The 24,878-nt window shown below is 62.0% G+C and carries 16 protein-coding genes; 12 read left to right on the plus strand and 4 right to left on the minus strand.

The window, feature by feature from the left end:
- Window positions 1–3 precede the first annotated feature (3 nt).
- Genes ntrB through AB8W27_RS08870 form a run of 4 tightly spaced genes read left to right on the plus strand, consistent with a single transcriptional unit; the run spans window position 4 to window position 8,459 of the window.
- Window positions 4–885: a nitrate ABC transporter permease gene (gene ntrB / locus AB8W27_RS08855; RefSeq protein ID WP_015741506.1), complete on the plus strand. Its 882-nt coding sequence runs from the start codon at window positions 4–6 to the stop codon at window positions 883–885.
- Between the two features lie 9 nt (window positions 886–894).
- Window positions 895–1,683: an ABC transporter ATP-binding protein gene (locus tag AB8W27_RS08860; protein WP_015741505.1), complete on the plus strand. Its 789-nt coding sequence runs from the start codon at window positions 895–897 to the stop codon at window positions 1,681–1,683.
- A 9-nt stretch (window positions 1,684–1,692) separates the two neighbouring features.
- A complete protein-coding gene (nirB, locus tag AB8W27_RS08865; RefSeq protein WP_015741504.1) occupies window positions 1,693–5,760 on the plus strand; it encodes a nitrite reductase large subunit NirB in 4,068 nt (1,355 codons plus the stop codon).
- A complete protein-coding gene (locus AB8W27_RS08870) occupies window positions 5,757–8,459 on the plus strand; it encodes a nitrate reductase (protein ID WP_015741503.1) in 2,703 nt (900 codons plus the stop codon). Before nirB ends, AB8W27_RS08870 begins: the two co-directional genes overlap by 4 nt.
- On the opposite strand, the gene AB8W27_RS08875 is transcribed toward AB8W27_RS08870, so the two are convergent.
- Window positions 8,355–8,909 (minus strand): YbhB/YbcL family Raf kinase inhibitor-like protein, encoded by a 555-nt coding sequence (locus tag AB8W27_RS08875; protein ID WP_041923634.1) that lies wholly within the window; start codon window positions 8,907–8,909, stop codon window positions 8,355–8,357. The genes AB8W27_RS08870 and AB8W27_RS08875 overlap by 105 nt on opposite strands.
- A gap of 178 nt (window positions 8,910–9,087) precedes the next feature.
- Between AB8W27_RS08875 and AB8W27_RS08880 the strand changes: the two genes are divergently transcribed.
- A complete protein-coding gene (locus AB8W27_RS08880) occupies window positions 9,088–10,503 on the plus strand; it encodes a YchO/YchP family invasin (RefSeq protein WP_282913963.1) in 1,416 nt (471 codons plus the stop codon).
- Here AB8W27_RS08880 and narL read toward each other — a convergent pair.
- Together narL and narX are read right to left on the minus strand one after the other, a co-directional pair.
- On the minus strand, window positions 10,500–11,150 hold the full coding sequence (gene narL, locus AB8W27_RS08885; RefSeq protein ID WP_007698510.1) for a two-component system response regulator NarL: 651 nt from the start codon (window positions 11,148–11,150) through the stop codon (window positions 10,500–10,502). The genes AB8W27_RS08880 and narL overlap by 4 nt on opposite strands.
- Window positions 11,143–12,951, minus strand: coding sequence for a nitrate/nitrite two-component system sensor histidine kinase NarX (gene narX / locus AB8W27_RS08890; RefSeq protein ID WP_041923632.1), 1,809 nt, complete (start codon window positions 12,949–12,951; stop codon window positions 11,143–11,145). Before narX ends, narL begins: the two co-directional genes overlap by 8 nt.
- A 312-nt stretch (window positions 12,952–13,263) precedes the next feature.
- Here narX and AB8W27_RS08895 point away from each other — a divergent pair, with 312 nt between their 5' ends.
- The 6 genes from AB8W27_RS08895 to AB8W27_RS08920 all read left to right on the plus strand — a co-directional run bounded on the left by AB8W27_RS08895 (window position 13,264) and on the right by AB8W27_RS08920 (window position 22,965).
- The gene (locus AB8W27_RS08895; protein ID WP_105538684.1) at window positions 13,264–14,655 is read left to right on the plus strand and encodes a NarK family nitrate/nitrite MFS transporter; all 1,392 of its coding nucleotides are present in this window, start codon (window positions 13,264–13,266) and stop codon (window positions 14,653–14,655) included.
- A gap of 417 nt (window positions 14,656–15,072) precedes the next feature.
- Window positions 15,073–18,819, plus strand: coding sequence for a nitrate reductase subunit alpha (locus AB8W27_RS08900; RefSeq protein WP_015741497.1), 3,747 nt, complete (start codon window positions 15,073–15,075; stop codon window positions 18,817–18,819).
- The gene (narH, locus tag AB8W27_RS08905) at window positions 18,816–20,351 is read left to right on the plus strand and encodes a nitrate reductase subunit beta (RefSeq protein ID WP_015741496.1); all 1,536 of its coding nucleotides are present in this window, start codon (window positions 18,816–18,818) and stop codon (window positions 20,349–20,351) included. The genes AB8W27_RS08900 and narH overlap by 4 nt, the downstream gene beginning before the upstream one ends.
- Window positions 20,348–21,058 (plus strand): nitrate reductase molybdenum cofactor assembly chaperone, encoded by a 711-nt coding sequence (gene narJ, locus AB8W27_RS08910; protein ID WP_015741495.1) that lies wholly within the window; start codon window positions 20,348–20,350, stop codon window positions 21,056–21,058. Before narH ends, narJ begins: the two co-directional genes overlap by 4 nt.
- Window positions 21,058–21,735: a respiratory nitrate reductase subunit gamma gene (gene narI, locus AB8W27_RS08915; protein WP_041923630.1), complete on the plus strand. Its 678-nt coding sequence runs from the start codon at window positions 21,058–21,060 to the stop codon at window positions 21,733–21,735. The genes narJ and narI overlap by 1 nt, the downstream gene beginning before the upstream one ends.
- Window positions 21,736–22,074: 339 nt before the next feature.
- Window positions 22,075–22,965: an oxidoreductase gene (locus AB8W27_RS08920; protein ID WP_015741493.1), complete on the plus strand. Its 891-nt coding sequence runs from the start codon at window positions 22,075–22,077 to the stop codon at window positions 22,963–22,965.
- A gap of 28 nt (window positions 22,966–22,993) precedes the next feature.
- Here AB8W27_RS08920 and AB8W27_RS08925 read toward each other — a convergent pair whose 3' ends face one another.
- Window positions 22,994–23,938, minus strand: a complete 945-nt coding sequence (locus AB8W27_RS08925; protein ID WP_041923629.1) for an AraC family transcriptional regulator — start codon at window positions 23,936–23,938, stop codon at window positions 22,994–22,996.
- Between the two features lie 94 nt (window positions 23,939–24,032).
- On the opposite strand from AB8W27_RS08925, the gene AB8W27_RS08930 reads away from it, so the two are divergent.
- Window positions 24,033–24,803 carry an SDR family oxidoreductase gene (locus AB8W27_RS08930; RefSeq protein WP_015741491.1) on the plus strand — a complete coding sequence of 257 codons (771 nt, stop codon included), beginning with the start codon at window positions 24,033–24,035 and terminating at the stop codon, window positions 24,801–24,803.
- Window positions 24,804–24,878: the final 75 nt, after the last annotated feature.

Below are 24,878 nucleotides of genomic sequence, written 5' to 3' on the forward strand. Positions count from 1 at the left end.
ACCATGAAAGAGCTTAAACAGACCGTGAGCGCGGCGCCCGAACAGCCCGCCGGTGAAGTGATAGTGATGCCCCGCGTGGCGGTGCGTAAACGCCGCACGCCTCTCGCGGCTACGGTGAACGCGCTGCTGGCCCGTGTGGTACCAGCCATTCTGGGCCTGGCGCTGCTGGTTATCGCCTGGCAAATCGCGGCCGTCAGCAGCAAAGGCTTTCCGACGCCGCTCAGCACGCTCGACTCGGCGCTGACGCTTTTCGCCGACCCGTTCTACAACGAAGGGCCGAACGATCAGGGCATCGGCTGGAATGTGCTGGCCTCGCTCAGCCGCGTGGCGGTGGGCTTCGGGCTGGCAGCGCTGGTGGGCATTCCGCTCGGCTTTCTGATTGGCCGCTTTACCTTTCTCGGGCGGATGTTCAACCCGCTTATCGCGCTCCTGCGTCCGGTCAGCCCGCTCGCCTGGCTGCCCATCGGCCTGCTGTTGTTTCAGAAGGCCGAGCCCGCCTCCAGCTGGACCATTTTTATCTGCTCAATCTGGCCGATGGTCATTAATACCGCCGAAGGGGTGAAGCGCATTCCGGACGACTACCTCAACGTGGCGCGGGTATTACAGCTCTCCGAATGGACGGTGATGCGCCGCATTCTCTTTCCGGCGGTGCTGCCTGCGGTGCTCACCGGCGTAAGGCTCTCGATCGGCATCGCCTGGCTGGTGATTGTCGCCGCCGAAATGCTCACCGGCGGCCTCGGCATCGGCTTCTGGATCTGGAACGAGTGGAACAACCTCAACGTGGAAAACATTCTCATCGCCATCGTCATTATCGGCGTGGTGGGGTTGCTGCTGGAGCAGGGGCTGATGCTTATCGCCCGCCGCTTCAGCTGGCAGGACAAATAAGGAGCGACCATGAAACCCGTCATTCAGGTACAGAACGTCAGCCAGCGCTTCAACACCGCCAGCGGCGAATTCCTGGCGTTGCAGAACGTCAGTTTCGACATCAACGCGGGCGAAACCGTGAGCCTTATCGGCCACTCCGGCTGCGGCAAATCGACGCTGCTCAATCTTATCGCGGGCATCACGCTGCCGAGCGAGGGCGGCTTGCTGTGCGATAACCGCGAAATCGCGGGGCCGGGTCCGGAGCGCGCCGTGGTGTTTCAGAACCACTCGCTACTGCCCTGGCTCACCTGCTTTGAGAACGTGGCGCTGGCGGTGGATCAGGTATTTCGCAAAACCATGGATAAGGCGCAGCGCCGGGAGTGGATTATTCACAACCTGGAGCGGGTGCAGATGGGGCACGCGCTCAACAAGCGCCCCGGTGAGATCTCCGGCGGCATGAAGCAGCGCGTCGGCATTGCCCGCGCGCTGGCGATGAAGCCCAAAGTGTTGCTGATGGATGAACCGTTCGGCGCGCTGGACGCGCTCACCCGCGCCCATCTGCAGGATGCGGTGATGCATATCCAGCAGGAGCTCAACACCACCATCGTGCTGATTACGCATGACGTGGACGAGGCGGTGCTGCTCTCCGACCGCGTGCTGATGATGACCAACGGCCCGGCGGCGACGGTGGGCGAGGCGCTGGAGGTGGATCTGCCGCGTCCGCGCAACCGGGTGCAGCTCGCCGACGACAGCCGCTATCACCAGCTGCGCCAGCAGATCCTGCATTTCCTCTACGAAAAGCAGCCGAAAGCGGCGTAAGGAGCGGCGATGGCGCAACGACTGGTGATTATCGGCAACGGCATGGCGGCGGTGCGTCTGGTGGAGCAACTGCTGGCGCGCGCGCCGGAGCGCTTCGCCATCACGCTTATCGGCGACGAGCCGGTGCCCGCCTATAACCGCATCCTGCTCTCGCCGGTGCTGGGAGGCGAAAAAACCGCCGCGCAGACGCAGCTTCACGACGCGTCATGGTACACGCGTTACGGTGTCACAGTGCTAACCGGCGAGCGGGCGCTGGCGGTGGATCTGACCGCGCGTACTGTGACCACTGCCGCGCGCACGCTGCCCTGGGATGAACTGGTATTCGCCACCGGCTCGACGCCGTTTATTCCGCCGATTGAAGGCAGCGAGCTGCCGCACGTGCGCGCCTTTCGCACGCTGGCGGATGTCGGGGCGCTTCTCGCCACGCCTGGCCCGGCCGTGGTGCTGGGCGGCGGGCTGCTCGGCGTGGAGGCCGCCGCAGCGCTCGCCCGGCAGGGCGCGGCGGTGACGCTGGTGCATCGTCACCCGTGGCTGATGGAACAGCAGCTGGATGCGCAGGCGGGCGAGTGGCTTGCCGAAAGCCTGCGCGCGCGCCGCATTCGCGTGGTGACCGACAGCGGCATTACGCGCATTACCTCAGATGACGTGACGCTCGCCGACGGCGAAACCGTTGCGGCGCAGCGGGTGGTGATCGCAACCGGCGTGCGTCCGACGATAGCGCTGGCGCAGGCCGCCGGGCTTGCTTGCCAGCGCGGCATTGTCGTTGATGACGCGCTTTGCGCCTCGTACCCGGCGGTGAGCGCCATCGGCGAGTGCTGCGAAATCAACGCGCAAACCTGGGGGCTGGTGGCGCCCTGTCTGCAACAGGCGGACGTGCTGGCGGCGAGGCTGTGCGGCGAGACGGCGCGCTTTGGTTATGAAGAAAAAGGGACGCGCCTCAAGGTCGCCGGTATCGCGGTCTTCAGCGCGGGCGTGGTGACGCCCGGCCCGCAGGCGCAGACGCTGATAAGCCTTGACCCAATAGCCCGCCACTATCGCCGTCTGATCATGGAGCACGGCAGGCTCACCAGCGTGCTGCTGTATGGCGATACCGACCGCGCCAGCGCGCTGATGAATCACTTCGGGCAGCCGCTGCGCGCCAGCGCCGGGCTGCTGTTTGATGAAACCGATGAAACGCAGCCCGCGGCTGCAGGATATGACACGATGACAAAACAAACTCTGGTGGTCGTGGGCCACGGCATGGTTGGGCATCATTTTCTGGAGCAGTGCGTCAGCGCCGGGCTGCATGAGCGCTTTCATATCATCGTCTTTGGCGAAGAGCGCCACGCGGCCTACGATCGCGTGCATCTCTCGGAGTATTTCGCCGGACGCAGCGCGCAGTCGCTCTCCATGGTGGAAGGCGATTTCTTTGCGCAGACGGGCATTGAGCTGCGCACCGGCTGTCAGATTGTGGCGGTGGAGCGCGCGCGGCAGATCGTGCGCGACGCGCAGGGCCATGAAACGCATTTCGACCAGCTGGTGCTCGCCACCGGGTCCTGGCCGTTCGTGCCGCCGGTGCCGGGGCGTGACCTGCCGGGCTGTTTCGTCTACCGCACGCTTGACGATCTCGACGCCATCCGCGAACGCGCGCAGCACGCCACGCGCGGCGTGGTGGTGGGCGGCGGTCTGCTGGGGCTTGAGGCGGCGAACGCGCTTAAACAACTGGGGCTGAAAACGCATGTCGTGGAGTTTGCGCCGGGGCTGATGGCGGTGCAGCTCGATGCGCCAGGCGCTGCGATGCTACGCGAGAAAATCGAGGCGCTGGACGTCAGCGTGCATACCAGCAAATCCACCACGGCGATTGTGGAAGAGCATGGCGGCCTGACCATGCAGTTTGCCGACGGCGACAGCCTGCATACCGATCTGATTGTCTTTTCGGCGGGCATTCGCCCGCAGGACAGTCTGGCGACATCGGCGGGGCTTGCTACCGGCGAGCGCGGCGGCATCGTGATTGACGACCAGTGCCGCACCAGCGACGCGCATATTTTCGCCATCGGCGAATGCGCGCTGTGGGAGAACAAAATTTTCGGGCTGGTGGCGCCGGGGTATCAGATGGCGCGGGTCGCTGCGGCGACGCTTGCGGGCGAAGCGGCCGCATTCCGGGGCGCGGACATGAGCACCAAACTGAAGCTGCTCGGCGTTGAGGTGGCGTCGTTTGGCGACGCGCACGGGCGCACGCCCGGCAGCCAGAGCTATCAGTGGACCCACGGGCCGAAGCGGATCTACAAGAAAATCGTCGTCTCGGCGGACGGCAAAACGCTGCTCGGCGGCGTGCTGGTGGGCGACAGTAGCGAATACGCCACGCTGCTACAGATGATGCTCAACGGCATGGCGCTCCCCGCCGAGCCGGAGACGCTGATCCTGCCCGCCAGCAGCGGCACGCCTGCGAAAGGGCTCGGCGTGGCGGCGCTGCCGGAAAGCGCCCAGATCTGTTCGTGTCATAACGTCAGCAAGGCGGACATCTGCGCGGCGGTGTCGGGGGGCGCAGGCGATATGGGCGCGGTGAAACGCTGCACCAAAGCGGCGACCGGCTGCGGCGGCTGTAGCGCGCTGGTCAAACAGGTGATGGAGTATCAGCTCGAACAGCAGGGCGTGACGGTCAAAAAAGATATCTGCGAGCACTTTGCGTATTCGCGCCAGGAGATCTACCACCTGGTGCGCGTCAACCATATCCGCACGTTCGACCAGCTTATCAGCCGCTACGGCCAGGGCCACGGCTGCGAAATCTGCAAACCGCTGGTGGGCTCGGTGCTGGCGTCGTGCTGGAACGAATATGTGCTGAAACCGGCGCACCTGCCGCTCCAGGACACTAACGATCGTTACTTCGCGAATATCCAGAAAGATGGCACGTACTCGATAGTACCCCGGATGGCGGCGGGCGAGGTGACGCCGGATGGGCTTATCGCCATCGGGCACATCGCCAAACGCTATCAGCTCTACAGCAAAATCACCGGCGGCCAGCGCATCGATCTCTTCGGGGCGCGGCTTGAACAGCTCCCGGCAATCTGGGCGGAGCTGGTGGCGGCGGGCTTTGAAACCGGCCACGCCTACGGGAAATCGCTGCGTACCGTGAAATCCTGCGTCGGCTCCACCTGGTGCCGCTACGGCGTGCAGGACTCCACCGGGCTCGCGGTGGATCTTGAGAACCGCTACAAAGGGCTGCGCGCGCCGCACAAAATTAAAATGGCGGTCTCCGGCTGCACCCGCGAATGCGCCGAGGCGCAGGGCAAGGATGTGGGCGTGATCGCCACCGACAAAGGCTGGAATCTCTACGTCTGCGGCAACGGCGGCATGAAGCCGCGCCACGCGGATCTCTTCGCAAGCGATCTCGACCGGGAGACGCTGCTGCGCACCATCGACCGCTTTCTGATGTTTTACATCCGCACCGCCGACCGCCTGCAACGCACCAGCACCTGGATGGATAACCTGGAAGGCGGCATTGATTATCTGCGCGACGTCATTCTTGAGGATTCGCTCGGGATTGGCGAGGAGCTGGAGCGCGAAATGGCGCAGGTGGTCGAAAGCTACCAGTGCGAATGGCAGACCACGCTGGCGAGCCCCGACCGGCTGGCGCTGTTCCGCTCGTATGTGAACAGCGATAAACCGGATGAAGCCGTGCAGCGCCGCGAGCTCAGAGGCCAGCCGCAGCCGGTGGACGTGGTGCAGCCGTTGACGCCGCGCGCGCCGGAGCGCCCGTGGCAGGCGGTGTGCGACGTGAATGATATTCCGCCGCAGGCGGGTATCGGCGCGCGGCTTGGCGAGATGCAGATTGCGCTGTTCCGCTTCGGCGATCGTATCTACGCGCTCGACAATCTGGAGCCGGGCAGCGACGCCAACGTGCTGTCGCGCGGGCTGGTGGGGGACGTTGGCGGCGAACCGGTGGTGATTTCGCCGCTCTACAAACAGCGCATCCGGCTGCGCGACGGACGGCTCGCGGAGGGGCTCGCCGAGGCGGTGCGCGCCTGGCCGGTGAAAGTGGAGGGCGGCAAGGTGTGGGTGGCCGGTCAGGCGCTGCTGTTACAGGCGCAGGCGTCATGAACGGCGTTAAGACCACTTGCCCCTATTGCGGGGTGGGCTGCGGGGTGGTGGCGCAGCGCGACGACAGCGGCGCGGTGAGCGTGCGCGGCGATGAAAATCATCCGGCGAATGTTGGGCGGCTGTGCGTCAAAGGCGCGGCGCTGGGCGAGACGACCTGCCATGACGGACGGCTGCTGTACCCGGAAATCGACGGCGAGCGGGCGAGCTGGGAGGCGGCGCTCGACGCGGCGGCCTCGCGCCTTGGCGCGATTATCGATAAACATGGCCCGCAGGCGGTGGCGTTTTACGCCTCCGGGCAGCTGCTTACCGAGGATTACTACGCCGCCAATAAGCTGATGAAGGGATTTATCGGCGCGGCGAATATCGATACCAACTCGCGGCTCTGCATGTCTTCCGCCGTGGTGGGCTACAAGCGGGCGTTCGGCGCCGACGCGGTGCCGTGCAGCTATGCGGATCTGGAGCAGACCGATCTGCTGGTTTTCGTCGGCTCCAACGCCGCCTGGGCGCATCCGGTCCTGTATCAGCGCATCGCGGCCGCGAAGCAGGCGCGCCCGACGATGAAAATCGTCGTCATCGATCCGCGGCGTACCGCGACCTGCGATATTGCCGATCTCCACCTGGCGCTGGCGCCCGGCAGCGACGCCGGGCTGTTTGTCGGGCTGCTGAACGCGCTTTCGGACTCGCTCGCGCCGGAGGCTTTCGACGGCCAGGCGCAGGCGCTTGCGGCCGCGCGGGAGTGGAGCGTGGGGCGCGTGGCGCAGTTCTGTGGGCTCACGGAGACCGAGGTGGCGCGCTTTTACGACTGGTTTTTGAGCGCGCCCACAGCGATGACGCTCTACACCATGGGCATTAACCAGTCGTCCAGCGGCAGCGACAAGTGCAACGCGATAATTAACGCGCATCTGGCGAGCGGGAACATCGGGCGGCCCGGCTGCGGGCCGTTTTCGCTGACCGGTCAGCCGAACGCGATGGGCGGTCGCGAGGTGGGCGGGCTTGCCAACCAGCTCGCCTGTCATATGGGTTTTGATCCGGCGGATATTGCCCGTCTCGGGAGGTTCTGGGGCAGCGAGCGCATCGCGCAGACGCCCGGCCTGATGGCGGTGGAGCTGTTTGACGCCATCGGGCGCGGCGAGGTGAAAGCCGTCTGGATCATGGGCACTAACCCGGCGGTGTCGCTGCCGGACAGCGACGCGGTGCGCCAGGCGCTGGCGCGCTGCGAACTGGTAATGGTGTCCGACATTACCGCGCAGACCGACACGGCGAATTTTGCGCATTTTCGTTTTCCGGCGCTGGGCTGGGGCGAGAAAAACGGCACGGTCACCAATTCAGAGCGGCGGATCTCGCGCCAGCGCGCCTTTCTGCCCGCGCCCGGCGAAGCGCGTCCTGACTGGTGGATAGTCGCGCAGATGGCGCGCCGCCTGGGCTTTGGCGAGGCGTTTGGCTGGCAACACCCGCACGAGATTTTCTGCGAGCACGCGGCGCTGTCGGGCTTTGAGAACGACGGCGCGCGGGCGTTTGATATCAGCGCGCTGGCCTCTCTCACCCGCGAGGCGTATGACGCGCTCGCGCCGGTGCAGTGGCCGGTGACAATCAAACAGCCGCAGGGCACGCCGCGTCTGCTGGAAGCAGGCGCAGGCTGGCGCGGCGGGAGGCTCAACATGGTGGCGGTCTCCCCGGCGCTGCCGCAGGCGCGGCCCGACGCGCGCTACCCGCTGTGGCTCAATACCGGGCGCATCCGCGATCAGTGGCACACCATGACCCGCACCGGCCGCGTGGCGCGGCTGATGCAGCACCAGCCGCTGCCGCAGGTGGTCATGCATCCTGACGATGCGGCGCGCCACGCTGTGCGTGAAGGCGATCTGGTGGAGGTGGCGTCCACGCAAGGTTTTATGGTCGGCTGGGCGACGTTAAATGACGCCCAGGCGCCAGGCGCGCTGTTCGCCCCGATGCACTGGAACGCGCAATTCGCGAGCCACGGGCGCGTCAATACGCTGGTGGCGCCGGTCTGCTGCCCGCATTCCGGCCAGCCGGAAAGCAAACAGACCGCCGTGCGCCTGCATAAACGCCGCACCGGGTGGCAGGGCGAGCTGTTCTGCCGCACGATGCCGCCGCTTGCGCCCGATCTGCTGTGGTGGCGCAGGGCGCTGGACGGGTGTCTGCACTTCACGCTGGCGGGCGTTGCGTCGCCGCAGCGCTGGCTGCGCGAGCTGGCCGGGCGGGAAGGCTGGCAAATGCAGTATGCGCAGGGCGAGGGGTTTTTTCATCTGCTGGCGTGGCGCGACGGCGCGCTGATGCTGGCGTTTTACAGCGCGGCGCGTCGTCCGGCAGTGGAGACCGAGGCGATCGCGACGGCATTCGCCGCTCCGCCTGCGAACGCTGCCGCGCGTCATGCGCTACTGGCAGGAAAGGGCGCGCGCCATGCGCCCGCGAAGGGGCGCACGATCTGTAGCTGCTTTGGGGTGGATGAAAACGCTATCCGGACCGCCATTAGCGCGGGCTGCGACAGCCCCGGAAAGCTCGGCGACACCCTGCGCTGCGGCACGAACTGCGGCTCGTGCATCCCGGAACTCAAAGCGCTGCTGGTGCAGACGGCGTCACTGCCCGAAGCGGCCAATCAGGCCGGTGGCGGCGAGCGCATGGCCTTTGAGCTTCGCGAAGAGTTCATCGCGCGTCAGGCCGGGCGGGAGATCGGTCGGTAAGTCTGTTGCGATAAGCGTGAAAGTGTAATGGTGCGCGCCGCTGCCGGGCGGCGGGCAGGGGCCGTGCCAGGCGCGGGTGCCCGGCGTATTTTTCCCGGCGGTGAAGCCTTTGCCGTCGGTCAGCGCATTGGCGGCAAGGCCGGTGGTGGTAGCGGGAATGTTATAGGCGACCAGGTGCGTCACGCCGAGCCCCTTCGCGCCTTCCGGATCGTGAACTATCAGCGCGAAACGCGTCGTGCCCTGCGGCGCATGGCTCCAGATAAGCGCGGGCGACTGATTCTCACCCGTGCAGTTCGGATTTTGCTTCGCGTTACCGGCGAATTTTTTCTCCATCATGCCGTTATCGGCGAACGACGGGGATTGCAACATGAAGATACCGTCGTCAGACTCCGCGGCGAGGGCGTTAACAGCGGCAACAGCAAACAGGCAAGCGAGCAGCGATTTTTTCATCAGCGTGTCTCACGCAGGGTGGGAACGTTAAGCGTAGCGCACCGCGCGCAAACGGGCTGCGGATTATCCTTAAAAGGGGCGTCGGGGCTTGTCGGGAGCGGCAAACCCGATATGGTATACTGTGTAAATGTATCCATTTTCCGGCAAACCCGGCCCAGGAGAGAAAAATTCACACGTGATGCGGTGGTTATTGGTTGTCCTCCCCTCTGTTGTTACCGCCGCGCTGTTGCCGGTCCGGGCATTCCCGGCCAGCCAGAGCGACGACTACGTGCGCCAGGCGCAAAATCCCTTCGATGAAAATGGCGATAACCTGCCCGACCTCGGCCTCGCGCCTGAAAATAACGCGGCGGAAAAGCATTTTGCCCACGTGTTAAAAGCCTTTGGCGAAGCGAGCCAGACCGACAGCGCGCTTTCACCCGGCCAGCAGGCGCGCCATTTCGCGTTTACCCGCCTGCGTGACGCGGTCAGCAGCAGCATTACCAGCGAGGCTGAAAGCCTGCTGTCGCCCTGGGGCAACGCCACGGTGGATCTGCTGGTGGATGAAGAGGGGAATTTTAACGGCAGCAGCGGCTCGCTGTTTACGCCCTGGCAGGACAATAACCGCTATCTCACCTGGAGCCAGGTCGGCGTCAGCCAGCAAAATCAGGGGCTGGTCGGCAACGCGGGCATTGGCCAGCGCTGGACGGCTGGTCACTGGCTGCTTGGCTATAACACCTTTTACGATCGCCTGTTTGACGACGATACGTCGCGCGCCGGGTTTGGCGCAGAGGCGTGGGGCGACTATCTGCGTCTTTCCGCCAACTACTATCAGCCGCTCGGCGGCTGGGAGCATCGCGCCGGCTTGCTGGAGCAGCGCATGGCGCGCGGTTACGACGTCACCGCCCAGGCGTATCTGCCGTTTTACCAGCACATCAATACCAGCGTCAGCTTTGAGCAATATTTCGGCGATCAGGTGGAGCTGTTTGACAGCGGCTCCGGTTATCACAATCCGGTCGCGGTGAAAGTGGGGCTGAGCTATACGCCGGTGCCGCTCGTCACCGTGAGCGCGCATCACCGCCAGGGCGAGAGCGGCGTGAGCCAGAACGATTTAGGGCTGAAGCTCAATTATCGTTTTGGGGTGCCGCTGAACAAGCAACTCTCACCCGATGAAGTGGCGGCCTCGCGTTCGCTGCGCGGCAGTCGTTATGACCGCGTGGAGCGTACTAACGTGCCGGTCATGGAGTTTCGTCAGCGCAAGACGCTGTCGGTATTCCTCGCGACGCCGCCCTGGGATCTTAGCGCGGGTGAGACGGTCGCGCTGAAGCTACAGGTGCGCAGCCGCCACGGCATTCGTCAGCTCTCCTGGCAGGGCGACACCCAGGCGCTGAGCCTGACGCCGCCGATCGACAGCACCAGCGCCGACGGCTGGACGGTGATTATGCCTGCCTGGGATAACTCGCCGGGGGCCAGCAACAGCTGGCGGCTGTCGGTGACGGTGGAAGATGAGCAGGGCCAGCGGGTGACGTCGAACTGGATAACCCTGAAACTGTCGGTGCCGGTACAGACGCTGCCCCAGGACGATCCGCGTTACGAACTGCTGGCGCCCGTGCCTTAGAAAATACGTTCCTGATGCACCCAGACCGCCGCTTCAACGCGCGATTTAAGCTTCATTTTTTTCAGCAGATGTTTCACGTGCACTTTGACGGTGCTTTCGGTGATATCGAGCTTACGGGCGATCATTTTGTTCGGCAGGCCCTGGGCGATGAGTTTCAGAATGTCGCGCTCGCGCGGCGTGAGCTGGGAAACATCGCGGCCTGATGTGGCGCGGCTTGCGCGCAGGCTTGCCGCCAGCACCGGCGTTAACGCTTCGCTTAACACCATTTCGCCTGCCGCCGCCTGTTGCAGCGCCTTAAGCAGATCTTCCGGCTCCATATCTTTCAGCAGATACCCGTCCGCGCCGCGCTTGAGCGCCGTGACCACGTCTTCTTCATGGTTGGAGACGCTGAACACCACCACCCGGCCCGACAGCGCTTTTTCGCGCAGCTTATCGAGCGTTTCCAGGCCGTTCATACCGGGCATGTTGAGATCAAGCAGGATCAGATCCGGGTCGAGCGCTTCGGCCATTTCAATGCCTTGCTCGCCGTTTCCGGCTTCGCCGACCACCGTGATAGCGGGCGCCATGCTGACCAACTGTTTTACGCCGCTGCGCAGCATCGGGTGATCGTCTATCAGCAGAATGGTTGCCGGTTCCGGGTTATTCATGAACTTCTCCTTCTGGAAGTGCGGGTACGGATGAGAACGGCGCATCGGGAATAAAGGTCACCACCACTTCGGTGCCGCCTTCTGTCCGTCGCCGTACCTGACAGTCGCCGCGCAAACTCTGCGCGCGGTCGCGCATAATAATTAAGCCGTAATGATTGGTGCGCCCGGCGTTATCCGGCAGGCCGCGGCCATTATCGGCCACGCACAGCCGCACCTGGCCCTGATGCAGCGTGACGCTGACATGGATAGCGCTCGCCTCGGCGTGTTTGAGCGCATTATTTAACGCCTCGCGCGCAATTTGCACCAGATGGATCGCCTGATGCGACGGCACCAGCCGCGGCGGAAGCTGATAATCAAGCGCCACCGGGAAGCCGAGCCGCGCGCTGAATTCCTGACAGCTCGCCACCAGCGCCGCTTTCAGGCCCGGCTCGTTAAGTTGCAGGCGGAATGTGGTGAGGAGTTCGCGCAACTGTCGCCAGGAGGCGTTGAGTTCGTGGCGGATCTGGCCGAGCAGTTCGCGGCTCTCTTCCGGCAGCGCGTCGCCCTGCATTTGCAGGCAGCTGACCTGCATCTTCATACAGGAGAGCGACTGGGCGATGGAATCGTGCAGTTCGCGGGCGATGGCGGCGCGCTCTTCCATCACCAGCAACTGCTGTTTGCGCTCCTGCTGACGCTCCAGCGCCAGCGTCGCGGTGAGCTGCTCCATCAGCGTGTCGATCATCTGCTGCTGGTCGCGGCTCAGGTGGCAGCCTGCAGGCAGCGTCGCCAGCAGAAGCCCGTATTGCGTGTGCAAATCGCCCAGACGCCACTTCAGCGTGGTGCCGGTTTCACTCGGCGCAGACAGGTCGCGCGGGCAAAGATGGCAGCCGATTTCGTCGCAGCGCTCGTCCGGCTGCCAGACAAATTCCTGATAGTGCTCTTCGTCATCCACTTCATAGACGCGCAGCGCGATATCACGCAGCAGCGTAAGATGTTGCAGGCGCGTCAGCACCGGCGCCAGCCGCTCACACAGCGGCACGTCAGAGTGCAGGCGGCGATTCGCCTCCCACAAAAACGACAGGATCTGGTTTTTCTGCTCAAGCCCGGCGGTTTTCTCCTGTACGCGCTGTTCAAGGCTCGCGTAGCTCTCGGCAAGCTCCGCCGACATGCTGTTAAGCGCATGGCCAAGTGTGGCCATCTCATCGCGCCCCGAAACGCTGGCGCGCTGGCTGAAATCGCGGTGGGCGACGGCGTGGGCGATGTCGAGCAGCTGACGCCACGGGCGCAATAGCCGACGGCGCAGCCAGAGCAGGGTGAAGAGGAGGAGCAGGCCCATCAGCAGCGCCATGCCGCGTTGCAGCATCACTATCCGGGCGATGCGGTGCTCGGTGGAGCTGTCGAACGCGCTGACCAGCGCGTCTATCTGGCCGACAAACTGCGCTACCTGCGCGCTGACTTCCTGCGGGGAACGGGCGTCGCGCAGCGCGGGCGCCAGATGCTGACGCCAGTAGCGCTGGATAGCCAGCAGCGCCGCCTGCTGCCCGTCGCGCACGGCCGCCTGCTGAAGTTCATCGCTCCAGGCGGTGCGCTCCATATCGCTGAACATTTCCGCGCGGGCGGTGCCAACCGGCACGGCGGCGAGCAGGCGGTAGCTCTGCATGCGCAGCGAGCCTGCTTTGTTAATGGCATGCGCGCTGCCCTGAACGCCCTGGGCCAGCCAGCCCGCCAGCGCCATGCCGCCCATGCCGAGACCGGCGAGCAGCAAGACGATGATCGCCAGTTGATTGGCAAGCGTCAGCGGGGAAAAGCGTCGTTTCAGCATGGCGATGCGCGCTCCTTTACACGGCGTCGGGACAGGCGTGGGACTTATTCTCAGGTATCCCCTGGAGTATACCCATACCCACTGTGGATTACTCCTTTATTGCCATTCATGTCACCCATTGTAAACCCGGCGCGTACAGACACGCGGGACGCCTGAAAAACCACACTTTTTTTAGCGCTTACGCCTACTCCCTGGGGGGTAAGGCGATTTTTTGCTCAAATTACAGAGAGAATATCCATTGATTTACATCAACTTAAGCGCGCGGCCAGGCTCTATCGTGGCGGCAGTATTCCCTTAATGTTTGAGGTGTTTATGAGTGACTCTTCCGCTGCGGCACGTCCCACAAGCGGGTTGATTACCGACTGGCGACCTGAGGATAATCAGTTCTGGCAGCGTACCGGCCAGCACACCGCACGTCGTAATCTGTGGATCTCCGTGCCTTGTCTGCTGCTCGCTTTCTGCGTCTGGATGTTGTTCAGCGCAGTGGCGGTCAATCTGAATAAGGTAGGTTTTCGTTTTACCACCGATCAGTTGTTTATGCTGACCGCGCTGCCGTCGGTCTCCGGCGCGCTGCTGCGTGTGCCGTACTCCTTTATGGTGCCGATTTTCGGCGGCCGTCGCTGGACGGCGTTCAGCACTGGCATTTTGATTATTCCGTGCGTGTGGCTGGGTTTCGCGGTGCAGGATACCTCCACGTCGTTTGGCACGTTTATTATCATTTCACTGCTGTGCGGCTTTGCCGGGGCGAACTTCGCCTCCAGCATGGCGAACATCAGCTTTTTCTTCCCGAAACAGAAACAGGGCGGGGCGCTCGGCATTAACGGCGGTCTCGGCAACCTGGGCGTCAGCGTGATGCAGCTGGTGGCGCCGCTTGCGATTTCGCTCTCCATTTTCGCCGCGTTTGGCAGCGAAGGCGTGGTACAGGATGACGGCACGCGGCTGTATCTGGAAAACGCCGCGTGGGTGTGGGTGCCGTTCCTCGCCGTCTTTACGCTGGCGGCCTGGTTTGGCATGAACGATCTGGCGACGTCAAAAGCGTCTTTCCGGGCGCAACTGCCGGTGCTTAAACGCGGCCACCTGTGGATGATGAGCCTGTTGTATCTCGCGACCTTCGGCTCGTTTATCGGCTTCTCCGCGGGCTTTGCGATGCTCTCGAAAACCCAGTTCCCGCAGGTGAACGTGATGCATTTCGCCTTCTTCGGACCGCTGCTCGGCGCGCTGGCGCGCTCGGCCGGTGGGGCGATTTCCGACCGCCTCGGCGGGACGCGCGTGACGCTGGTGAACTTCATTCTGATGGCGGTATTCAGCGCGCTGCTGTTCGTCACGCTGCCGTCAGGCGGCGTCGGCGGCAACTTCGCCGCGTTCTTCGGCGTGTTCCTGGCGCTGTTCCTGACCGCCGGGCTCGGCAGTGGTTCTACCTTCCAGATGATTTCGGTGATTTTCCGCAAGCTGACGATGGACCGCGTAAAAGCGGCGGGCGGCAGCGATGAACAGGCGATGCGTGAAGCGGCGACTGACACCGCGGCGGCGCTCGGGTTTATCTCCGCCATCGGCGCTATCGGCGGGTTCTTTATCCCGAAAGCCTTCGGTACGTCGCTGGCGCTCACCGGCTCACCGGCTGGCGCGATGAAAGTCTTCCTGGTGTTTTACATTGTTTGCGTGGTGCTGACCTGGCTCGTTTACGGGCGTAAATCAGCACGCTAACCGGTTAACCTTTTGGTTATCCTTTGCGCGGCCTGGCCGCGCTTTTTTTATGCCTGTGTTAGTTACAACATACTTTACGTTTGCACGGGCGTTTCAGCGCGGGCGGCGCACTGGAAAACCGCACATTAGCGTGGCGGGGAGAGCAGTCACTTTCAGACTACCCCTTAATACCCGACGGTTAACCGAAAGCGCTTAAAAATACGCCGATTTTGTAAAAAACATAATATATCCAATGGGTTGGTCGATTTATTCAGATCATCCTTTGGGGGTAGCGGCGTTATGGCGCGCTTTTTTTAAGCCAGGCCGCGTTGATCGTTGTCAATTCTGAAGGTTAATCCGCGCGTTACCGTGCCGTCCATTGAGCCAATGTCGATTTGACCAGAGAGCCAACAGGCTCCACACAGGAGAACACCCCCGATGAGTAAATTCCTGGACAGGTTCCGCTATTTCAAACAGAAAGGCGAAACCTTTGCCGATGGGCATGGACAACTTCTGGATACGAACCGGGACTGGGAAGAGGGTTACCGTCAACGCTGGCAGCATGACAAAATTGTCCGCTCCACCCACGGCGTTAACTGCACCGGTTCCTGCAGCTGGAAGATTTACGTCAAAAACGGTCTCGTCACCTGGGAAACCCAGCAGACCGACTACCCGCGCACCCGCCCCGATATGCCGAACCACGAGCCGCGCGGCTGCCCTCGTGGCGCCAGCTACTCCTGGTATCTTTACAGCGCCAACCGCCTGAAATATCCGCTGATGCGCAAACGTCTGATCAAACTGTGGCGCGAAGCGAAAGCGCAGCATAGCGATCCGGTGAACGCCTGGGCGTCCATCATGGAAGACAGCGAAAAAGCGAAAAGCTACAAACAAGCGCGCGGACGCGGCGGCTTTGTCCGCTCCTCCTGGCAGGAAGTGAATGAGCTTATCGCTGCCGCCAACGTCTGGACCGCCAAAACCTACGGCCCGGACCGCATCGCGGGCTTCTCGCCGATCCCGGCGATGTCGATGGTTTCTTATGCCTCCGGCGCGCGTTACCTGTCGCTTATCGGCGGTACCTGCCTGAGCTTCTACGACTGGTATTGCGACCTGCCGCCCGCCTCGCCGATGACCTGGGGCGAACAGACCGACGTGCCGGAATCCGCCGACTGGTATAACTCCAGCTACATCATCGCCTGGGGCTCTAACGTTCCGCAGACCCGTACCCCGGACGCCCACTTCTTTACTGAAGTTCGCTATAAAGGCACCAAAACCGTCGCCGTCACGCCGGACTATGCCGAAATCGCCAAACTGTGCGACTTATGGCTGGCGCCGAAACAGGGCACCGACAGCGCGATGGCGCTGGCGATGGGCCACGTGATGCTGCGTGAATTCCACCTCGACAAACCGAGCCAGTATTTCACCGACTACGTGCGCCGCTACACCGACATGCCGATGCTGGTGATGCTCGAAGCGCGCGACGGCTTCTACGCCGCAGGCCGCATGCTGCGCGCCTCGGATCTGGTCGATAACCTGGGCCAGGAAAATAACCCGGAATGGAAAACCGTCGCATTCGATAACCGCGATGGCGACATGGTGGCGCCGAACGGCTCTATCGGTTACCGCTGGGGCGAAAAAGGCAAATGGAACCTGGAACAGCGCGATGGCACGACCGGCGAAGAGACCGAACTGCGCCTCTCGCTGCTGGGCCACCACGACGAAGTTGCAGAGGTTGGCTTCCCGTACTTCGGCGGCGAAAGCAGCGAACATTTCCAGAGCGTGAAGCTTGAAAACATCCTGCTGCATAAACTGCCGGTGAAACGCCTGCAGCTTGCCGACGGCTCCAGCGCGCTGGTGGCGACGGTCTATGACCTGACGCTCGCCAACTACGGCCTGGATCGCGGTCTTGGCGATGCCAACTGCGCGGCAAGCTACGACGACGTGAAAGCCTACACCCCGGCCTGGGCCGAGCAGGTGACCGGCGTGCCGCGCGCGCAGATTATTCGTACTGCCCGCGAGTTTGCCGATAACGCCGACAAGACGCATGGCCGTTCGATGATCATCGTCGGCGCCGGTATGAACCACTGGTATCACATGGACATGAACTACCGTGGGCTTATCAATATGCTGGTGTTCTGCGGCTGCGTCGGCCAGAGCGGCGGCGGCTGGGCGCACTATGTGGGCCAGGAGAAACTGCGTCCGCAAACCGGCTGGACGCCGCTGGCGTTCGCGCTGGACTGGAACCGTCCGCCGCGTCATATGAACAGCACGTCGTTCTTCTACAACCACTCCAGCCAGTGGCGCTATGAATCCCTGACGACCGACGATCTGCTGTCGCCGCTCGCGGATAAATCACGCTACAGCGGTCATCTGATCGACTTTAACGTGCGTGCAGAACGTATGGGCTGGCTGCCGTCCGCGCCGCAGCTTGGCACTAACCCGCTGCGCATCAAAGCCGCGGCGGACGCCGCCGGAATGAGCCCGGTGGATTACACCGTCAATGCGCTGAAATCGGGCGACATTCGCTTCGCGGCCGAAGAGCCTGAAAACGGCAAAAACCACCCGCGCAACCTGTTCGTCTGGCGCTCCAACCTGCTGGGCTCCTCCGGTAAAGGGCATGAGTACATGCTCAAATACCTGCTCGGCACCGAGAACGGCATTCAGGGTAAAGATCTGGGCCAGCAGGGCGGCGTGAAGCCGGAAGAGATCGAATGGCAGGACAACGGCCTCGACGGCAAACTGGATCTGGTGGTGACGCTCGATTTCCGTCTCTCCAGCACCTGTCTCTATTCCGATATCGTGCTGCCGACCGCCACCTGGTATGAGAAAGACGATATGAATACCTCGGATATGCATCCGTTTATTCATCCGCTTTCCGCCGCGGTTGACCCGGCATGGGAATCCAAAAGCGACTGGGATATTTACAAAGGCATCGCGAAGAAATTCTCCGAACTGTGCGTCGGTCATCTCGGCGTGGAAACAGACGTCGTCACGCTGCCCATTCAGCACGACTCTGCCGCCGAACTGGCGCAGCCGCTTGATGTGAAAGACTGGAAAAAAGGCGAATGCGAGCTGATCCCGGGCAAAACCGCGCCGCACATCATTGCGGTACAGCGCGACTACCCGGCGACGTATGAGCGCTTTACCTCCATCGGCCCGCTGCTCGACACCATCGGCAACGGCGGCAAGGGCATCGCCTGGAACACCCAGAGCGAAATGGATCTGCTGCGCAAGCTTAACTACACCAAACAGGACGGTCCGGCCAAAGGCCAGCCGATGCTGAACACCGCGATTGACGCCGCCGAGATGATTTTAACGCTCGCGCCGGAAACCAACGGTCAGGTGGCGGTAAAAGCCTGGGCGGCGCTGAGTGAATTCACCGGTCGCGACCATACGCACCTGGCGCTGAACAAAGAAGACGAGAAGATTCGCTTCCGCGATATCCAGGCGCAGCCGCGCAAAATTATCTCCAGCCCCACCTGGTCAGGGCTTGAAGATGAGCATGTTTCTTACAACGCCGGTTATACCAACGTTCACGAGCTGATCCCGTGGCGTACGCTCTCTGGCCGTCAGCAGCTTTATCAGGATCATCCGTGGATGCGCGACTTCGGCGAGAGCCTGCTGGTGTATCGTCCGCCGATTGACACCCGTTCGGTGAAAGCCGTGATGGGGCAGAAATCCAACGGCAATCCGGAGAAGGCGCTGAACTTCCTGACGCCGCACCAGAAATGGGGCATTCACTCCACCTACAGCGACAACCTGCTGATGCTGACGCTGTCGCGCGGCGGCCCGATTGTCTGGATGAGCGAAGACGACGCGAAAGATCTCGGCATTGCGGATAACGACTGGATTGAAGTGTTTAACGCCAACGGCGCGCTGACCGCCCGTGCGGTCGTGAGCCAGCGCGTGCCTGCCGGGATGACCATGATGTACCACGCGCAGGAACGCATCGTGAATATTCCGGGCTCGGAAATCACCGGCCAGCGCGGCGGTATTCATAACTCGGTAACCCGCATCAGCCCGAAACCGACTCACATGATTGGCGGCTATGCGCAACTGGCCTACGGCTTTAACTACTACGGCACCGTCGGCTCTAACCGCGATGAGTTTGTGGTGGTACGTAAGATGAAGAACATTGACTGGTTGGACGGCGAAGGCAACGACCAGAAACAGGAGAGCGTAAAATGAAAATTCGTTCACAAGTCGGCATGGTGCTGAACCTTGATAAGTGCATCGGCTGCCACACCTGTTCGGTGACCTGTAAAAACGTCTGGACCAGCCGCGAAGGGATGGAGTACGCGTGGTTCAACAACGTCGAAAGCAAGCCGGGCGTCGGCTTCCCGAACGACTGGGAAAACCAGGAGAAGTGGAAGGGCGGCTGGATACGCAAAATCAACGGCAAACTGCAGCCGCGCATGGGCGGCCGCGGGATGCTGCTCGGCAAAATTTTCGCCAACCCGCATCTGCCGGGCATTGACGATTACTACGAGCCGTTCGACTTCGACTATCAGCATCTGCATAACGCGCCGGAAGGCAAACATCAGCCGATTGCCCGCCCGCGCTCGAAAATCACCGGCCAGCGGATGAACAAAATCGAAACCGGCCCGAACTGGGAGGAGATCCTGGGCGGCGAGTTCGAAAAGCGTTCGCAGGACAAGAACTTCGAGAACATGCAGAAGGCGATGTACGGCCAGTTCGAAAACACCTTCATGATGTATCTGCCGCGCCTGTGCGAGCACTGCCTGAACCCGGCGTGCGTGGCGACCTGCCCGAGCGGCGCGATTTACAAGCGCGAAGAAGACGGCATTGTGCTGATTGACCAGGACAAATGCCGCGGCTGGCGCATGTGCATCACCGGTTGCCCGTACAAAAAAATCTACTTCAACTGGAAGAGCGGGAAATCCGAGAAGTGCATCTTCTGCTATCCGCGTATCGAAGCGGGGATGCCGACGGTCTGTTCCGAAACCTGCGTGGGCCGCATCCGTTACCTCGGCGTGCTGCTGTATGACGCAGACGCCATCGAGCAGGCGGCAAGCACCGAGCACGAAACCGATCTCTATCAGCGCCAGCTGGATGTGTTCCTCGACCCGAACGATCCGGCGGTTATTGAACAGGCGCTGAAAGATGGCGTGCCGCAGAGCGTGATTGACGCGGCGCAGCAGTCGCCGGTGTGGAAACTGGCGATGGACTGGAAGCTGGCGCTGCCGCTGCACCCGGAATACCGCACGTTACCGATGGTCTGGTACGTGCCGCCTCTGTCACCGATTCAGTCTGCCGCTGATGCGGGCGAGCTGGGTCGCAACGGCATTCTGCCGGATGTCGACAGCCTGCGCATTCCGGTGCAGTACCTGGCGAACCTGCTGACCGCGGGCGATACCGCCCCGGTGCTGCTGGCGCTGAAACGTATGCTCGCGATGCGTCACTACAAACGTGCGCAAACCGTTGACGGCGTTAACGATACCCGCGCGCTGGAAGAAGTGGGGCTGACCGAAGCGCAGGCGCAGGAGATGTACCGTTATCTGGCGATTGCGAACTACGAAGACCGCTTCGTGGTGCCGTCAAGCCACCGTGAACTGGCGCACGACGCATTCCCGGAACGTAACGGTTGCGGCTTCAGCTTTGGCGATGGCTGCCACGGTTCGGATACCAAATTCAACCTGTTCAACAGCCGCCGCATCGACGCTATCGACGTGACGGTGAAAACGGAGCCGCGCCAATGACTGAGCTGCTGATTATCTCCCGCCTGCTGGAGTATCCGGATGCTGCCCTGTGGCAGCATCAGCAGGAGCTGTTCGACGCGCTGACCGATACGCAACATTTATCGCTGCAAAACGCCCATCACCTGGGCGTCTTTATCCGCGATCTGCTGCAGGAAGATTTGCTGGATGCGCAGGCGGCTTACGGCGAGCTGTTCGACCGCGGCCGCGCCACCTCGCTGCTGCTGTTCGAGCATGTGCATGGCGAATCGCGCGATCGCGGCCAGGCGATGGTGGATCTGCTGGCGCAGTATGAGCGCGCCGGACTTATGCTGGACAGCCGCGAGCTGCCGGACCATCTGCCGCTCTATCTGGAGTACCTGGCGCAGCTTCCGGCGCAGGACGCCATTAACGGCCTGCGGGATATCGCGCCGATCCTGGCGCTGCTCGGCGCGCGTCTTCAGCAGCGCGAAAGCCGCTACGCGGTGCTGTTTGATCTGCTGATTGCGCTTTCCGATACGCAGGTGGATACCCGCAACGTGCACGAGAAAATCGCCGATGAGGCGCGCGACGACACGCCGCAGGCGCTGGACGCCGTCTGGGAAGAAGAACAGGTGAAATTCTTCGCCGACCAGGGCTGCGGCGAGTCTGACATCGCCGCGCACCAGCGCCGCTTCGCCGGAGCGGTCGCTCCGCAATATCTGAATATCTCTGCCGGAGGACAGCAATAATGCACTTCCTGAATATGTTCTTCTTTAGTATCTACCCGTACATTGCCGGTACGGTATTCCTGGTGGGCAGCTGGCTGCGTTACGACTATGGGCAGTACACCTGGCGCGCCGCCTCCAGCCAGATGCTGGACCGTAAAGGGATGAACATGGCCTCAAACCTGTTTCATTTCGGTATTCTCGGCATTTTCTTCGGCCACCTGTTCGGGATGCTGACCCCGCACTGGATGTATGAGTCGTTCCTGCCGATTGCCGTGAAACAGCAGCTGGCGATGATCGCAGGCGGGATCTTCGGCGCGATGACGCTTATTGGCGGCCTGCTGCTGCTCAAACGCCGTCTGTTCAGCCCGCGCGTTCGCGCGACCTCTACCGGCGCTGATATTCTGATCCTGGCGCTGCTGCTGACGCAGTGTTCGCTCGGCCTTATCACCATTCCGTTCTCCGCGCAGCATATGGACGGCAGCGAGATGATGAAACTGGTGGGCTGGGCGCAGAGTATTGTGACGTTCCGCAGCGGCGCGGCTGAGCATCTTGATGGCGTGGCGTTTATCTACCGCGTGCATCTGGTGCTGGGCATGACGCTGTTCCTGGTGTTCCCGTTTACCCGCCTGGTGCACGTCTGGAGCGCGCCGGTCGAATATCTGACCCGCAGATACCAGGTGGTACGCGCGCGTCGCTAAGCGTTTTGTTCCGCAACACCAAACGCCAGTCCCGTCGGGTCTGGCGTTTTTTTACGGCCTTGCCAGCGGGTAACGATGTTGCCCGCTTTTTCCTTCCCCGATGTTTCCCCCCACCGCCAGCCGTATTAACGCGCCGCCTGCATACGACGCCCCGCGCAATACGCTGATGATCAAAAGCACGCCGGTTAAAAGACGATTGCCAGTGGTCTGAGATGCCACACAAAACCGGTATCTTTTGCGCTATTTCCGGCTATGGTGAAATGAGCGCTGGCGCGTGCAAAACAGGCATTTTCTGACTGGCGCCAGGTTGACAGATTACTCAACGACGGAGAACACGCTATGTCCCATCGTCCTGCGATAGCCCTTGTTGGGCCAGGGGCCATCGGCGCCACGGTTGCCGCGGCGCTCCATGAGGCGGGCCGCACGCCAGTGCTTTGCGGCCGCACCGCGCATGCACAGTTAATTGTGCGCGATGACGAAGGCGAAATCATCGTGCCGGGGCCGGTCCTGAACGATCCGGCCGCTATCAGCGCGCCGTGTGATCTGGTCTTCGTGGCGGTGAAAACCACCCAGATTGCGGACAGCGCCGGGTGGCTGGCGGCGCTGTGCGATGAAAGTACGGTGGTATGCGCGCTGCAAAACGGGGTGGAGCAACCGGCCCTGCTGGCGCCGTATGTTAACGGTGCCACGGTGCTGGCGTCGGTGGTGTGGTTCCCGGCGCAGCGCGAGCCGGATGCATCGGTATGGCTACGCGCGAAACCGCGCCTGACGCTGCCGGATCTCCCGGCAGCCCGACGCGTCGTGGACGCGCTCGACGGCACACGCTGCGCCGTTGAGCTGGCGGAGGATTTTACCTCCATCGCCTGGCGTAAATTGCTGCAAAACGCGCTGGCAGGACTGATGGTGCTGGCCAATCGCCGCGCGGGGATGTTTGCGCGCGCGGATATCACCGGCCTGGCGCTGGCATATCTGCGCGAGTGCCTCGCGGTTGGCCGGGCGAAAGGCGCGATGCTGGACGACAGCGTGGTGCAGGCGATCGTGGAGGGTTTTCATCGCTCGCCGCCAGATTTAAGCACGTCTATCCTTGCCGACAGACAAGCTAACCGCCCGCTGGAGTGGGATATCCGTAACGGGGTTATCCGGCGCTATGGGGCGGCATGCGGGATCCCCACGCCCATCAGCGATATCGTCGTTCCGCTGCTGGCGGCCGCCAGCGAAGGGCCGGGCTAAAAAACCATACGGTCATCCGCGGTACTCATCAGGTCAATAGCTCCTCCTCGTGCAGGGCGGGCTGAACCGGCCGCGCTGTTCTGCTCCGGCGGCGAAATTCACCCGGCGGCATGCCGGCGTGTTTCGCGAAGGCGACGCTAAACGCGCTCGCCGACTGGTAGCCTGTCCGCAAGGCAATCTGTTCGATGTTATCCTGGCCGCTTATCAGGGCTTTTCTGGCCAGCGACATGCGCCAGAAGAACAGGTATTGCATGGGAGACATGCCGACGGTCTCGCTGAACACGGCGAAAAAAGAGGAGCGGGACATGGCGCACTCACGGGCGAGCTGCGCGATTTGCCAGTCAGCGCCGGGTTTTTCATGAATAAGATGCAGCGCGGTGGCTACCCTGTCGTGTTGTAACCCTCGCAGGATACCTGCGGTTTTCGACAGCGCCGGATCGCTTCGCAATGATTCCACCAGCAACAGTTGCAAAAGATGCATCATGACCACGTCACGCCCCGGCCGCCGGGCCCGGCTTTCATCCAGCAGGAGTTCAAACAGCGTGATAAAACGGCGTTGCCCTTGTATCAGGATCTCACTGGGGAGTAACGCGACGATAAGCGCTTTGTCCGGCGTGTCGAATTCACAATGACCCACATTCATCAGAAGCTCAGCCGGCCCCGTTGTTGAGCCAATCCTCACGTGTCCGTCGCCAAGGACGGTGGGCTGCGAGAAGTCAACGGGAGGGGCGGCGCCCGCACTGGTGGTCTCAAAGGCGTAAGTGGCGGGGATCAGAATGAAATCACCGGCAACCAGTCGCCTCGGCGCTTTACCGTTAACGCTCATCAGGCATTCGCCCTGCAGCACGGCGCAGTAAAACGCCTCTCCGCCAGACTCGCGGAGAATTCGCCACTGACCTGCTCCCTCAACGAGTTTTGCACGTGTGGGCCTGGGATTGAGTAACGCAACAATATCGGTTAAGGGATCTGCCACTGGACGCTCTCTCAAGTTAAGTGGATTTTTGATTATATATTGTCCAACTGGCGGCGGCTATGATTACCGCTCTTGCCAACAGAGAGGATTAACCATGTCAACTGCACTGATTACCGGATGCTCTTCAGGTTTTGGGCTGGCAACAGCCACCCTTTTTTTAGCCAAAGGCTGGAACGTGATCGCCACCATGCGAACGCCAGACCCGTCGCTTTTTCCTGAAAGCGATAAGCTGACTATTTTGCCGCTGGATATCACGTCGCAGGCGAGCATTAATGAGGTGGTGAAAAAAGCGGGCGCGATTGATCTGCTGGTGAATAATGCAGGCGTCGGCGCGCCGGTGCCCGTTGAACTGACGCCGCTGGCCACCGCGCAACAATTAATGAACACCAATGTTCTGGGCACGCTGTTATTAACCCAGGCGTTTCTCCCGCTGATGAGAGAGAAAAAATCAGGGGTGATCATTAATGTTTCGTCGTCCGTCACCACCAAAGCGATGCCGCTGATTGGGGTTTATCGTGCCAGTAAAGCGGCGCTGAATGCCTGGAGCGAGTCACTGGCCATCGAAGCCCGGCCTTTTGGTATTCGCGTGCATGTGGTGTTACCGGGGCGCTCGCCCGAAACGAAGTTTGGCGAGAATGCGCGGGCGTATTTTGGCGGACAGGACGATCGGGTGTACGGCGAGATGGTGAATGAGTTTATCCGCCAGGCGGGCAATGCCGACTCGCCGGTGACGCACGCAGACGATGTGGCGAATGCCATTTTTGCCGTCGCTCGCGATCAAAACGCGCCGCTGTACACCGCTGCGGGTGAAGATGCCCGGCAATTTCTTACAGAAGCACAGCAACATTCCCCGTTTGCTTACTGATAGTCCAGGTGAAGCTCTGAAGAGAGGGGAGCCCCTCTCTCTGTTTCGTAGCCACGCGGCGAGCGCGCTTACGGC

Origin of the sequence: Cronobacter turicensis, from assembly GCF_041222865.1 — a bacterium.
In the GTDB taxonomy this organism is placed as follows: Bacteria; Pseudomonadota; Gammaproteobacteria; order Enterobacterales; family Enterobacteriaceae; genus Cronobacter; species Cronobacter turicensis.

What these genes read in the sequence shown, in the direction of transcription:
- AB8W27_RS08875 (WP_041923634.1), bottom strand. Translation starts at nt 8,909, where the DNA reads ATGAAAAAATCGCTGCTCGCTTGCCTGTTTGCTGTTGCCGCTGTTAAC.
- AB8W27_RS08880 (WP_282913963.1), top strand. Translation starts at nt 9,088, where the DNA reads ATGCGGTGGTTATTGGTTGTCCTCCCCTCTGTTGTTACCGCCGCGCTG.
- narI (WP_041923630.1), top strand. Translation starts at nt 21,058, where the DNA reads ATGCACTTCCTGAATATGTTCTTCTTTAGTATCTACCCGTACATTGCC.
- AB8W27_RS08870 (WP_015741503.1), top strand. Translation starts at nt 5,757, where the DNA reads ATGAACGGCGTTAAGACCACTTGCCCCTATTGCGGGGTGGGCTGCGGG.
- ntrB (WP_015741506.1), top strand. Translation starts at nt 4, where the DNA reads ATGAAAGAGCTTAAACAGACCGTGAGCGCGGCGCCCGAACAGCCCGCC.
- narL (WP_007698510.1), bottom strand. Translation starts at nt 11,150, where the DNA reads ATGAATAACCCGGAACCGGCAACCATTCTGCTGATAGACGATCACCCG.
- AB8W27_RS08930 (WP_015741491.1), top strand. Translation starts at nt 24,033, where the DNA reads ATGTCAACTGCACTGATTACCGGATGCTCTTCAGGTTTTGGGCTGGCA.
- AB8W27_RS08860 (WP_015741505.1), top strand. Translation starts at nt 895, where the DNA reads ATGAAACCCGTCATTCAGGTACAGAACGTCAGCCAGCGCTTCAACACC.
- AB8W27_RS08895 (WP_105538684.1), top strand. Translation starts at nt 13,264, where the DNA reads ATGAGTGACTCTTCCGCTGCGGCACGTCCCACAAGCGGGTTGATTACC.
- narJ (WP_015741495.1), top strand. Translation starts at nt 20,348, where the DNA reads ATGACTGAGCTGCTGATTATCTCCCGCCTGCTGGAGTATCCGGATGCT.
- nirB (WP_015741504.1), top strand. Translation starts at nt 1,693, where the DNA reads ATGGCGCAACGACTGGTGATTATCGGCAACGGCATGGCGGCGGTGCGT.
- AB8W27_RS08920 (WP_015741493.1), top strand. Translation starts at nt 22,075, where the DNA reads ATGTCCCATCGTCCTGCGATAGCCCTTGTTGGGCCAGGGGCCATCGGC.
- narX (WP_041923632.1), bottom strand. Translation starts at nt 12,951, where the DNA reads ATGCTGAAACGACGCTTTTCCCCGCTGACGCTTGCCAATCAACTGGCG.
- AB8W27_RS08900 (WP_015741497.1), top strand. Translation starts at nt 15,073, where the DNA reads ATGAGTAAATTCCTGGACAGGTTCCGCTATTTCAAACAGAAAGGCGAA.
- narH (WP_015741496.1), top strand. Translation starts at nt 18,816, where the DNA reads ATGAAAATTCGTTCACAAGTCGGCATGGTGCTGAACCTTGATAAGTGC.